At 62.7% G+C, this 13,141-nt stretch carries 8 protein-coding genes; 4 read left to right on the top strand and 4 right to left on the bottom strand.

All coding sequences use genetic code 11. The features are described from left to right. Positions 1–173: 173 nt before the first annotated feature. Positions 174–3,236 (bottom strand): right-handed parallel beta-helix repeat-containing protein, encoded by a 3,063-nt coding sequence (locus tag C458_RS09270; protein WP_008575155.1) that lies wholly within the window; start codon positions 3,234–3,236, stop codon positions 174–176. A gap of 390 nt (positions 3,237–3,626) precedes the next feature. Between C458_RS09270 and C458_RS09265 the strand changes: the two genes are divergently transcribed. Together C458_RS09265 and C458_RS09260 are read left to right on the top strand one after the other, a co-directional pair. Beyond that, the gene (locus tag C458_RS09265; protein WP_008575153.1) at positions 3,627–5,183 is read left to right on the top strand and encodes a COG1361 S-layer family protein; all 1,557 of its coding nucleotides are present in this window, start codon (positions 3,627–3,629) and stop codon (positions 5,181–5,183) included. Positions 5,184–5,211: 28 nt separating this feature from the next. Further along, a complete protein-coding gene (locus C458_RS09260; RefSeq protein ID WP_008575152.1) occupies positions 5,212–7,470 on the top strand; it encodes an RND family transporter in 2,259 nt (752 codons plus the stop codon). A 72-nt stretch (positions 7,471–7,542) separates the two neighbouring features. Here the strand turns inward: C458_RS09260 and C458_RS09255 are convergent, their stop codons facing one another. Further along, positions 7,543–8,403, bottom strand: a complete 861-nt coding sequence (locus C458_RS09255) for a PH domain-containing protein (protein ID WP_008575150.1) — start codon at positions 8,401–8,403, stop codon at positions 7,543–7,545. Positions 8,404–8,406: 3 nt separating this feature from the next. After that, positions 8,407–9,510, bottom strand: coding sequence for a PH domain-containing protein (locus C458_RS09250; RefSeq protein ID WP_008575148.1), 1,104 nt, complete (start codon positions 9,508–9,510; stop codon positions 8,407–8,409). Positions 9,511–9,613: 103 nt separating this feature from the next. Here C458_RS09250 and C458_RS18250 point away from each other — a divergent pair, with 103 nt between their 5' ends. Continuing rightward, positions 9,614–9,787, top strand: coding sequence for a hypothetical protein (locus C458_RS18250; RefSeq protein WP_160162994.1), 174 nt, complete (start codon positions 9,614–9,616; stop codon positions 9,785–9,787). 307 nt (positions 9,788–10,094) lie between these two features. Here C458_RS18250 and C458_RS09245 read toward each other — a convergent pair whose 3' ends face one another. After that, positions 10,095–11,672, bottom strand: coding sequence for a hypothetical protein (locus C458_RS09245; RefSeq protein ID WP_049896696.1), 1,578 nt, complete (start codon positions 11,670–11,672; stop codon positions 10,095–10,097). Positions 11,673–12,346: 674 nt separating this feature from the next. Between C458_RS09245 and C458_RS18730 the strand changes: the two genes are divergently transcribed. Beyond that, positions 12,347–12,553: a TrmB family transcriptional regulator gene (locus tag C458_RS18730; protein ID WP_239640279.1), complete on the top strand. Its 207-nt coding sequence runs from the start codon at positions 12,347–12,349 to the stop codon at positions 12,551–12,553. Positions 12,554–13,141: the final 588 nt, after the last annotated feature.

Raw genomic sequence — 13,141 nt, 5'->3', positions numbered from 1 at the left:
TTCTGGGAGGGCCGGTAGGTCAGTGGGACTGTCAGGTTGGATTGCTCCATTTCCACAGGACAGTTCACTGAGCCAAGAATAAATGAGTTTTTCCACTACTTAGACCCAAATCCGTCATACGTACCGCCGCAGTCGAACAGGGTTGACACCCGTGTGTCGGTCTCGACGACGCCTCAGAGGCGAGTGGCGAGAAGGTACGCGACGAGGGTGAGCCCGACCCAAACGACCCCGGCGGCACCGCCGGCGAGGACGAGCCGCGTCGAGCCGACGAAGCCGGCGACGAGCCAGACCAGAACGCCGAACGCCGCGAGCGCCTGCACGAACACCCCGCGCATCGGAACCGACTGGTTTCGGACCGTCCGAACCATCCCGTAGCCGCCGAAGAAGAGCGCAACCAGGAGGCAGCCACCGCCGAGGAGACCCCACGCAGAACGGAGTCCAGCCCCGGACGACACCCCCTGTTCGGGGCCGGACGCGACAGTCGGACTCCCCGGAGCGCTCACCGCCGCGTCGCCGGATGACGCCGCCCGGACGCGCGCCGTTGCGGAGGCGTTGCTGTCGATTCCGAGGTCGTCTTCGACGGCGAGCGAGACCGAGAGCGTCTCGTTCGGCATCTGGAGGCGGAGGCCGGCGCTGTCCCGCGTCGTGTGGTTCGTCCCGTTAACGACGAAATGATACGTGGTGACCGACCCGGTCCCGGCTGTGCTATCGGCCCCCGAAACGTCGATTCGACTGCCCGGCTCGGCCGCCGACGGCGCGTCGAGGCGGGGAGTCGGCCGTCGGTACTGCTGGCCGGTCGGAGCGTCCGCGACCGGAATGAAGTCGACCCAGCCGTTGGTAATCGTGACCTCGTCGCCCTCGCCTTCCGGCAGGATGGACGCGTGGTAGGGTCCGCTCGCGGCACCCCAGTAGTTCGACTCCGCGTTGACCGTCTGTATCGAGTCGGTGACGATTCGTGCCGTCGTGTTCGCCGTGACGAGCTGCGTGATATTTATCTCCATCCCGGTGTCGTGGCCGTAGATGTCGTTGTCGGCGACCCGGAAGCGGTCGGGGGTCGCGTTGGCGTACGAGAGTTCGACACCCGTCGGGAGCGTGCCGTCGACGCGGCGGATATCGACCGCACCCTCAGTCGTCGAGCGGACGTGGCTCACCCCGTCGGTGCGAAGGACGGCGACCGTATCGCCCCAGAGCCGCGTAATCTCGATCTGTTGCCGGAGTTGCGGGTTCGCAACGAGCTCAGCAAACGGGGCGTCCGGGTCGCTCTGGTCGAGGACCGCACCGCGCGGCCCTTCCGCGATGTAGACTCCCGTGCCGGGGTCGACGCCGGGAAGCGGTGGGGGTCGGACGTGCGAGTTCGTGTTGAACACGATGTCGTTGCGCTGCACCGTCGCATTCAGCGTCCCGCGAGCCACGAGTCCGTAACCGTTCGCAACGAGCACGTTGTCCGTCACGCTGAGCCGCCCGTTGTGCGTGAGCGGGGTCGAAACGAGGAGCCCAGCGCCGCCGTTGTTGGTGAGGTCGTTCCCCGCGACAGCAACGCGATGGACGAGCAGGTCGGAGCGCACCGCGAGCGCGTGGCCCCGGTTGTCGGAGATCGTGTTGTTGGTCGCAGCGACATCTCGAACCAACGCGCGGACGGACACGTCGAGTCCGCCGCCGCCGTTGTCCGCGATTCGGTTCCGGGACAGCGTGAGGTTCCGCACCACGTGGCTGTCGATTGCGATGCCGTCGTCGCCGTTGTCGAACAGTTGGTTGCCGCTGACGCGGCTGTCCTTGATGGCCCAGTTCGAGAGCGCGACCCCGTCGTCCCCGTTTTCGCTCATCGTGTTGTTCGCGAGCAGCAGTTCGCCCTCGCTCGTTTCGGACTGGATTTCGAGTCCGTTGCGGTCGTTGGCGACCAACTCGTTTCCGCGGAGCGTCACCCGTGTGACGCCGCGGACGCGCCGCTCGGACTGTCGAACGCGAATCCCGGTTTCCGACTCCGAAATCCGATTTTCGCTCGCGACCAGCGTCGTCTGCGTTCGGGTTTCGACGTGAATTCCCGCATCGCCGGCGCGCAGGCGATTGTCGCGGAAACTGCTTTCACTTTGGGCGGCCCGTATCGCCACACCGTCACCCCGTACGTCGGTGAACCGACTCTCGCTGATTCTGACGCCGGTGACGATATCCGCGGCGGCGAACACTCCCGCACCATCAATCCCGTCGAACACGGACTGACGGACGGTGATGCCTCGGACGCGTGTGAGGTCGGTCGGCCGCGTGTACGCGAACGGCGTCGTCTCCCCGCCGACGACGTACATCGCGTGGACACCGTCCGATAGCTGCGGCGTCCGGTGTTCGAGCACGCTGACGCCGACGGGGTACACGCCCCGGGTCCGTGGGTTCACGACCCCGCCGTACTCGACGATGAGCCGGTCCCGACTCGACACGTACACCGACCGCGACAGCGAAATCTCGACGTGACGCCCGCTGACCGAGACGTCCGAAACCTCGTCGTCGAGCGACCGGTCGATGTCTCCATCGTTGTCGGTGTCGAGGCCGATTCGGTCGAGCGTCTCGGCGTCGACGCCGCGTACCGACCGCTCGGTGGGATAGCGGAGCCGAATCGTCTCCATCGAGACGCCGACGCCGGGGGCGAGTCCGAGCGTGTGCCGCGCCGTCTGGTTCCGTCGTCGGTCCGTCGTGTTCAGTTCGACCTCCTCGACGGCCCCGATTGAGGGGCTCGCGCGGACGGCGTGGCCGCCGATGTCGGTCAGCGTCGACCGCGCGAGTTCGACCGGGGGCATCGCCGTGCCGTTGACGGAGATACCCGCCACGGAGAAGTTCTCCAGGCGCGAGTCGACGATTGTGACGGAGCCGGCTCCGCTCGTCGTCGTAATCCCGCTGTGACCGCCGTGGAGCGTCGTGTGTCGAAGCGAGAGCGTCGACGAGTCGGTGCCGTTGTAGCGAATCGTCCCCCATCTGAGATTCCGCCCCGACGCCGCGCTCTGCGTGATTCGAACCGGCCGTTCGGCAGTGCCCGCGGCTCGCAACGAGCCCCGGACGGTGAGTGAAACCCCCTCCGCCAGTTGCACTTCCGTGCCGGGGCGAATCGTGAGCGTCGCACCGGGCTCGATAGCGACGCTCCGGATGAGTCGATACGGACCCTCATCCGCGGTCCACGTCGTGTCCGACTGGATGGGCGTCTCGACGAACGTGACCGCAGGCGGCGCTGCCGCGGCCGGGGCACTCGACACGGGTGTAAAAAGCGTACAGACGACAACGAGCACCACCGCCCACGAAATCAGTTTGTTACCCACCACGTTTGTCTTACACCTTGATACGTCAGGATACGGATTTAGTTTTCGCCTTCGTTAATTTACACGTCACTGGTTCGACAGGGGACGCCTTGGCCTGCTGCTGGCTGTCCCAATATAGAATCATTTTGATAGAACGACCGTTCGATAGAGTTTTACACCTCAACCAATCACGTCACAGGTGTGAACTCGGATATCGGAGCGGACGAAGACTCGGGAAGTCACCCTCCGAACGGCCAGTTAGATACCTAACAAGATCATACGATGGTTCGGAACAAATCAGCGATACTCCTCTGTGTACTAGTCGTAACGTCGATTGCCGCAGTCCCCGTGTCGGCCGAGAGTTCGGTGTACGGTAACCCGGAGCTCTCGCTCAGCGTGTCGGATAACACCTACCGGTCGAGCGAGGCCGCGACGCTGTCGGTTGTCGCAAGCAACAACGGTCGGCTCGAACAGGGTGGGCCGGCACAGTACGAACAGGAAGTCCAGACCGCACAGAGCGTGGAGATGGAAATTCTCGAAGAACAGATCGATGCACCCATCGATGTGAAGACGGGAACCGTTACGGCGGGCTCCATCCCCGACTCGGGGACCGCCCGGTTTGATTTCAACATCGAACTCGGCAACGCCGAGCCGGGCACCTACGAGATACCCGTCGAGGTGCAGTACAAGTACGTCCGGATGGTCACCTACGGCAGCGTCGACGGGCCGGAATACACATGGCGGACCGTCACGAGAGAGAAGTCGGTGACGGTCGAAGTCGAAGACCGCCCGCAGTTCGAGGTCGTGAGCGAAGGTAACAACGCCGTATTCGCCGGCGACACCGGCCAGCTCTCGTTCGCGCTCGAAAACACGGGCACGCGAACCGCAACGTCGTCGTCGGTCCAACTCACGACGCAGTCGCCGACGATTTTCTTCGGCACGATGCAGAACCCGCAGTCGTCGACGAGCCTGTACGTCCCGACCCTCGAACCGGGCGAGCGGACGAACCTCTCGGTCCAGGTCGGTGCGGCGGCGGAGACCCAGGCGGGTGAGTACCCCGTCAACCTGGCCGTGTCGTACCAGAACCAGAACGGCGTCACCGAAACGTCGGACACGCTGACGACCGGCATCGCGGTGAACCCCGAACGAAGCTTCGAGATACGCGACATCGAGACGGAGCGATTCAGGGTCGACGAAGGTGAAGCGAAAATCAACGCACAGGTCGTCAACACGGGCAGCGGCACCGCGAACAACCTCGCAGTCCAAATCGGTGACACGGCGCTCGTAACGCCGACGAACGGCGAGTCCGCTATCGGAGACCTCGCCCCCGGCGAGTCGAAGCCGGTCTCGTTTACCGTCTCGATTCCGGCGGGCGCTGAACCGGGGACGAACACGTTCCCGTTCGTCGTCGAATACGAGAACCAAGACGGTGACGTGAGAACGACGTCGCCGATTCGGAAGTCGATAGCGATCGAACCCGAACAGGACCCGTTCACGGTCGTCGGCGTCAACACGAGCGTCTCGCCGGGCGCGACCGACACGGTGGACGTCACGGTGCAGTACAACGGCGAAGAGCCGGTGTCGGCGACGAACGCCAAGCTCTTCGTGAGCGACCCGATTTCGACGTCCGACGACGGCGCGTATCTCGGGGAGATGCAGCCGGGAGAAACCAAAACGGCGACGTTCACCGTCAGCGCCGGGTCGAGTGCGGTTGTCAAGGCCTACGACGCCTCGGTCGAGGTCCGGTACGACGAGGCTGACGGCGACACGAGATACACTGACGGCCTGCCGGTCGGCATTTCGCTCTCCCCGTCGAGCGGTGGACTCCCGGTTCCGATGTCGGTCCTCGGAGTCGTCGCACTCCTCGGAATCGGAGCGATAGCCGTCATCTACCGCCGTCGATGACGGACCATGGACGGGACAAGGAGTAACCATGGATAAGCTACGCCAGCTGTTCAGCGCGGTCGGAAGACAGGTCCAACAGCGACCGGTCGCAGTGCTGCTCCTCGCAGTCCTGCTTATCTTCACCGCGTTCGGCGGTGCTGCGCAGATCACCAGCGTTACTGGCGACGCTGCATTCGTTGCGGACAACCCAACGTTCGACGCGTTTACGGAGTCGTTTGACCGGGGCAGCATTGCCGTTCTCGTACGGGGAGATATTACGGAGCCGCAGACGCTCCACGCGATTGACCGCGTCGACCAGCAGATGTCGACGAAGGCGAACGTCCATACCGTAACGAGTCCGGCCGATCAGGTCCGTCAGGAGTACGGCCGAATCCCCGATTCGGAGGCGAAAATTCGAAGCGTTATCGGGTCACCGGACTACACGGTCGTCCAGATCGTCTTCGATACGGGGCTCTCTCAGACGGAGGAACGCCCCATCTACACGCAGGCCGTTGAAGCGACTGACTGGGCGGAGTTCCCCTCCGGGACGACAGTAACCGTCACCGGCAGTGCCGCGTTCTCTGCACAGCTCTCGACGCTCATTCAGCAGAGCACCCAGCAGTTACTCGGCCTCGCAATCGGGCTCATGGTCGTGGCGCTGTTCTTCCTGTTCCGCGGCGTCCGCCTTCGTCTCCTCCCGATTGTCGCCGTCTTCGTCGGCGTCATCTACACGTTCGGAGCGATTGGATACGCCGGTGTCCCCAATTCGACGATGACCAGCGCGGTCTTCCCGATTTTGATCGGACTGGGGATCGACTACTCCGTGCAGTTCCACGAGCGGTACGAGGAAGAACTCGAAAACCATCCGCCGCGCGAAGCGCTTCCGCAAGCGCTTGGCGGAATCGGTCCACCGGTCTTCGTCGCTATGCTCGCCGCCGCGTTGGGGTTCGGAGCGACGTGGGTGTCGACGTCGTCGCCGTCGATTATCTGGTTCGCCCAGACCTCGATCTTCGGCGTGCTTCTCACCTTCATCGCGGGGATACTCGTTCTCCTCCCGCTTCTCACCCTCTGGGTTCGCCGGCGGGGCGACGCCGAAGACGAGACGCCGGACGAAGACGACGCCCCGACAACGCCCACGACGACGCAGTCCCAAGACCGAGGCGACTCGGATCGCGTCGGCCTCGTCGGGGAACTGCTCGGTCGTTCGGCGCGGATACTCGCGAGTCATCCGGTGCTCGTCCTCAGCATCGCGCTGCTGATTGCTCTCGTAGGCTTTCAGGCCGGCGGGTCGCTCGACACGCTCGCGGACACGGAAGGGTTCATCCCGCAGGACCTCCCCGCCTACACCGACCTCCAGCAGTTCCGCTCTGTTGCCGGCGGCGGTTCGAGCACGAGTTACGACGTGCTCGTGACCGGGACGAATCTCAAACATCCGGCAACATTGCAGTGGATGCTCGACTTCGAGCACATCGCGACACAGACCCCGCTGGTACAAGGCGTCGATTCGCCAGCGACGCTGGTTAAACAGTACAACGGGGGCCAACTCCCCCAAACTGAGAGCGGCGTCAAGCGCGTGCTCGAAACCGTCCCCGAGAGACAGAAACTCCAGTATTACAACGACGGGCGTGCGCACATCATGGTCTACTCCGCACAGGATATGACCACTCAGCAGGCCCTCTCGTTCCTGGAGAACACGCGCGAGTCAATCGCGTACAGTAGCCCCCCACCCGGAGTGACGGCGGAAATCACGGGGACCGCCGCGATTGCGACCCCCTCTATCGTGGAGCAGATCAACTCACGGAACGTGACGACCGGACTGGGCGTCCTGTTCGTGTTCGTCCTGCTCCTCGTGTACTACCGCAATCTGGTGAAGGCTGTTGCGCCGCTCATCCCGATGGTGTTCGTCATCGGCTGGCAGAACATCTACATGTATCTGCTGGATATCCCGGTTTCGCCACTCGGTGCGAGTCTCGGGGCGATGACAGTCGGGATCGGTGCGGAGTACACCATCATCGTGATGGACCGATACTACCAAGAGAAACAGCAGGCGGGCGTCAGTCGACTCGATGCCGTTCAGACCGCGGCCACTCGGGTCGGAAAGGCCATTAGCGTGTCGGGAATGACGACCGTGTTCGGCTTTTCGGCGCTGGTGTTGTCGCCGTTCCCGATTCTCAGCGGGTTCGGCTTCCTGACCGTCGGCGTCGTGTTCCTGACGCTCATCGCGTCGTTGGCGACGCTCCCGCCGACACTCGTCCTCTTGGACTCGATTGCCGAGCGCGTGGCCGCCAGCCGGTCCTCGTCCTCGTAACACACCCTTCCCGCCCCCTCTCCTCCACCCGAACTGCTCAACGCAGTCCGCGACGGATGCTTCCGACGGACATCACGCGGTTTCGTCCGTATCGGGTTTCGGGTCCGTCGATACCGCCTCTGATTCGCTGTCGGTCGTGTCACCTGTGGCCGGTTCGGTTGCGTCCACGGACCGCTCCCGTTCTGCCCCCGCGTCAGCCGAGGGCGGAGCCACACCGTCAGCACGCGCCTCAGCCGTTGGCTCCTGAGCGGCCGCTGTCTGCTCGCTTCCCGAGGAGAGTTCCTGCCGGACCTGTCCGGCAAAGTCGTCGGGGTCGTACACTTGCTCGACGGCAACCGTGAGACCGCCGCTTGCCCCGGACCGAATCCTGACGTTTCCCAGCCCGAACAGTGAATCCCACGCCGAACGGGTCTCCTCGACGCCACGAGCCTTCTCAAGCGGCACCTCGTTTCGCAACAACGAGATAAAGCGATACTCTTCGATTACGCGTTGATTCGTCAAGGAGTAGGTGGTAAGCGTGTTCTGCCAGTAGCGATAGATTCCTCTGGAGAACAAAAACAGGCCGCCTCCGAACGCAATCGTCGGCTGGTACAGCGGGCGGTGCGTGAAATACAGCAGATACCCTCCAAGGGAGAGGAGGGGCACGGCGAGCGCGGCTTCCGCGAGCGCGCTTCGTTGTGCGGGATTCCGTGTCTCGACGAGGTGCTCGTCGGCTCGCATCTGGGGGGTTTCCGGAGCCGTCACGAAATGCACGTACCATCCCATCGCGAGGATGAACAGCCCGAAGACGGCGATGATGAGCCCAGCGGTCGGTGATGACTGGGTCGGTGAGCCGCCCGATAGCTCCGCGACGAATCCGGACAGATACGCCCCGGCGGCGACGAGCGGGAGCCCGAAAACCGAACTCCAGAGCGCAGGGAGACCTCGCGCCATTGGTTAGGTCCCCGAGAGCATTTCGTAGAGAATCGCGACGACAGAGCTGAGGGTGCCGATAAGCGTCAGTGTCATCTGGTCAATAGTTTTTTCGCCACATCGACTGAAAAATCCTCGTTCGCACGTCGCACGAGACGCTTCGGGGTCTCCCGCCGAGTCGTTGGTAAAGTTGGCCGCCTGTCGAGGTGTCGGAGACTCTGTGTGCGTATCCTCGATGCGTCCGTGGACCGTAACATCCTCGCTGGCCAGCGACGCGTTCCCCACGGTGAGTGACTGGGTCGACGTGCGCGTCGAAAGGGGCTGAGCCGCCCGCTCGATATCGGCGTAGGCGATTTCGAAGCTGATGGTCCGCTGTTGGCCAGACGGGATGTTACGACTCTGCGTCGCAACGGCGGTTCCGTTGAGGCGGTAGACGAACTGCCCGTCGAAAGCAGTTGTTCCGACGTTCCTGACCGTAACCGCGACCGCGTATCGGGTATCTTCCCGAAGGTCGCTCGGGAGTTGCACGTCCCGTGTCGTGAGCGCCGCCGCGCGTGCACTCGGTTCGCTTCGCAGTCGAATCGCATCGCTGACGGTTGCCCCACCAGCGGTCTCGATACTGTGGTCGTAGGTCCGACCCCGCTGGATGAGGCTATCTGCGGCCTCGATCCGCTCGGTCGTGACTGCGAATGCGACCTGCCGTTGCTCGCCGCTCCCGACGGTGATGGTTTTCTCGCTGATCGTCGTTCCAGCGAAGCGATAGGCGACATCACGCGTGATCGTTGTCCCGGCCGGGTTCGAGACGGTCGCTAGGACGACAAATTCGCGGTCGCTGGGTGCCGTCGCAGGCGCTTGAAACGCTTCAACCGCGAGGTCGACATCGGGTGTCACACGCAGGTAGCGCGGGATACCCGCTCCCGACGCGTTACGAACGCCGTGGACGTACGTCCCCGTCGAAACCGTCTCCGTGCCGGTCAACCGCCCGCTCGCCGTCAGTTCGAACTGGACCTCGCGCGACGCACCACCGGCCAACCGAACCGTTCGGTTTGTGATCGTCGACCCGGAAAAGACGTATTCAATCCGCTCCGAGCGCGTCTCGTTAGCGGGATTGCGGACCGTCGCGGTCACGGTGTACGGTTCCGTCGGTCGAAGTCGTTCCGGTGCCGAAAGCCCTGCAACGGTAAGCCCCTGTGGCGCGTCGGCCGTTCCCGGAGCAGTAGTCCGTGTAGCGGTGGCTGTCGTGTTTGGTGTTGAAGACGCCGTCCGCGTGGGAGTTTGCGTGGCGGTGGCCGTCGTGTTTGGTGTCTGTGACGGTGTCGATGTCGCTGTGGTTGTGGTCGTGGGCGTGGTCGTCGTGTTCGCTGTCTCGGTCGCCGTGTCCGTGGTCGACGACAGTTGGGCTTGAGCCGCCGTATGGTCCGGAACGTCTGCATCCGGCGGTGTCGGTTCTGCATCGTTGTCGGAGGCGACACCCATGCTTGCGGTCGCAAGTGGTGTCAGTCCCACACCGACCGCAACGAGACACAGTAGCATGAGTACGGTCCGCGGCGGCTCCGTGTCGGAGGGCATGTGGTGGACATATTCAAAACGAGGATGTATAATAGATTTGGCACTACTGAACGAATCAGCACTCCACCTCGAACGACCGCTCGCGGGGCGGTGGACGAATATCGAACGGACGACGGGCCCAGCCCTCGGCGTTCCCCGTGCAGTTACACCCCGAGGGGCTCACCGGTGGCAGTTGTTGAGACCAAGTTTCTGACCGCCTCAACGAGTGTTCCGAGAAGCCCCTGCGACGAAGACTCCGACGGGACACCGGGTAACGGCGTGTTCGTCCGCACCGTGCTATCCGGGGTCGTCGTCGACGCGGTCTCCGGGTCGGCCGTCGCATTTGGCTGTGCGACTTGGACCGATTCGATGTGTTCTCTCCCGGTCGAGTCGGTTGCGCGGACCCGGACGCGTGCCGGATAGCTATCCAGTTGGAGCGTCTCGTTGATCGTAACGGCGCTGGTCACACCCCCACCGTATATCTGAGCGAGGTCGATGGTGTTGCCAGTGGGGCCGACCGTCTCGGCGTAGACGCTGGTCACGCGGCCATCGTACACGCGGCCTTCGACGTGGACGCGGTTATCGCTGACCCGAAGCGTATCTGGTCGGACCTCAATCGCCGGTCGCACGAGCTGCGTGTGGTCCACCTCAATTTCGCGTTTCGTCGCGTTCTCGGTGCCGTCATCCGCAACGATGGTGATGTTTCGGCTGTCCCCTGCGAGCGGAATCGTCTTCGTGAACGTGTGCTCGATAGGACGTGCCCCGACTGGCTTCGGCTGAATCTCGTAGTTCAACCCCGACCCGTCGGCCGACCCTCGACGAACACCGACCGAGCGGATGCCGACCTGATCCGTCACCCGAATCGTCAACCGAACTGCCGAGCGCGTGTTGATCAGACGCTGGTCGAGTATCTCGATCGACGGTGGGTCCTCGTCCTCAACGTAGAGGTTGACATTGTAGTGACGGCGATGGCCGCGCGAATCGAGCGCCGTGATTTTGAGGCTGTTTTGGCCGGCACCCACTTGCTCGTTGAACGGCCCCAGCCGAAGTGATTTGGAAATCGACGTGTTCGGGTCGTCGATCACGATGCGTTTTCGGAACCCCCAGGGAGCATCGATACCCTGTCCGTGATAGCGTAGCTCGATGGTCACCTGCTCGACATCAGAGTGGTCGTGAAGCGTCCCATCGAGTTGGATTTGCGACCGATTGATCGTGTAGTTGTTCTCGGGGCGGTCGTAGATACTGGTGTTGCCCGTCCGGAACGGCGACGAGAACACTATCGCCGGAGCGACCGAATCCTCGATTATCGTCGCCCGGTGGGCGGTGGTCCGCCCGTTCGACTGGACGAGTACCTCCAGCGCGTGCTCACCGGCGTTCACATCAAGCGTCGCCGTTTCGTGGACCGCGGTGCTGTTCGGCGTATATATCCGTCTGCTGTCTCCATCGACGCGGACGACCAGCAAGTCGATTGGTGCCGAACCGTTTGCTCGGACTGTGAGTGTGGGGTTATCGTCGGTCGTAATCGTGTCACCATCGGCAATAGTTCGGTTGTCGATGACCAGCGTCAGGTTCGGCTCTGAGAGGTCAGTCGAATTGTTCTGCCCGACCTGCCGGTGTGTGTCGGAGACGTCGATAGCTGCGTCTCCAGTTGTCGTTGGTGGCTCCGCTGCGGCGCTTACCCCGGCAGTAAAAGAGAGTACCAGGAGAGCTGCGGCCGCCCAACCCACGTGCTTGGAGTCCATGTTCGAATACACTAGCCAGCGAGCGTTTCGAAGATAAATCTACACACCCAGCTATCATCGTTGAAATTCAGAGGGGGACCAACAGAGGTGACTCCAAGAGCGCGGGCCAAGACGGTCCCGAAGTCGGGAGCCACCTGTCCGAGATGGAATGTTACTGGCCTGTCGTTGCGAGTACGCAAATCTACACGATTACCCGCATATACAGTCATCGAACAACCGGCCACTAACACACCTGGTCGGGTCGAAACTGATGACTGCCCATACAGAGGCTGGCTTAGCGCCAACCTTTCTTTTCATCAAAGCCATCGATACTAATCTATTTCGGTCTCAACTCACATCTCAGGCACCCCTATCTCGGTTACCTACCCGCCCGACTTCGCTCACCCCGACGGGGGTCGCTCTCCGCGGTCGGTGCCGGGATATACAGATGGCTCGTGCGACTTGGTGGGTTCGAGAATCGCGTGTGGAAACCCAAGCGGGTGTGTTCGCACACGGTCGTAGCGCGGAAGCCGTTCGCCGCGCTTGGTGTATAGACGTTCACCGCACCACGTCCGGCGAGTTGGCAACCACGGCTCCACCTCTCCGCTGCCCTCGTGAGAGCCCGTCCGGCGAAAGATTGAACCACCGGAGACAAGTACCCAAACCGCTACCAGTCACCGAGAGGTAGTCTACCCATGGATAACAGCGAAGCGATTGATGCACTCATCGAACTCGGTCTATCTACATATGAGGCCCGCGTGTTTACTGCACTTATCGAACTCGGGGAAGGGACGGCGCGTGAGGTCGCAAAGACGTCGGACGTGCCTCGATCACAGGTGTACACGACGGCCAAAGAGCTACAATCGCGAGGGTTCATCAGCGTTCAACGGGCCAACCCATAGGTCTTCCAACCTATCTCGCTGTCCGAGGTCGAGTCTCAACTCAGCCGCGAGTTCGAGTCCAAGCGCGACACGGCGTTCGACCGGCTTGAGACGCTCGAGCGGCAGACAGCACCGTCGGCTGAACAGAGCGAAGACGTGTGGACCATTACGGGTACTCCGGCGATTATCGGCCGGGCCAGTCAACTCATCGACGAGGCCGACACGCGAGTGATCTACGGTTCCAAGGACCTCGCGCATCCGGATGCCGAACTCCTGAGTTCGGTCCGGTCGTGCTGTTCTCGGGAGGTCCCAGTACTCCTGCTCCAGAATAACGGCCAAGAGATCGCAGAGCCGTTGAGGGAGACCGAGTGTGTGTCCAGCGTGTCGGTCCCGCCACAACAGTCCAAAAGTGAGCACGCGGTCCGGTTGCTACTCGTTGATTCGGATAGTTTCCTGCTGAGCGTCCGCAGCAATCGGTCAGCCCCCGAAATCGCGATTTGGAGCGCAAACACGACGTTTGCCGAGGCGTTCTTACAGCTCCTCACGAGTAGCCTCCCTGTCACCGAGTGAGACGGCCTGCTTTGCACGGCCGGCGCTGCGCTGTTTTCG

It is taken from the genome of Haloferax sp. ATCC BAA-644, from assembly GCF_000336975.1.
Classification (GTDB): domain Archaea; phylum Halobacteriota; class Halobacteria; order Halobacteriales; family Haloferacaceae; genus Haloferax; species Haloferax volcanii.
This window is presented reverse-complemented; position numbering and strand designations above follow the sequence as displayed.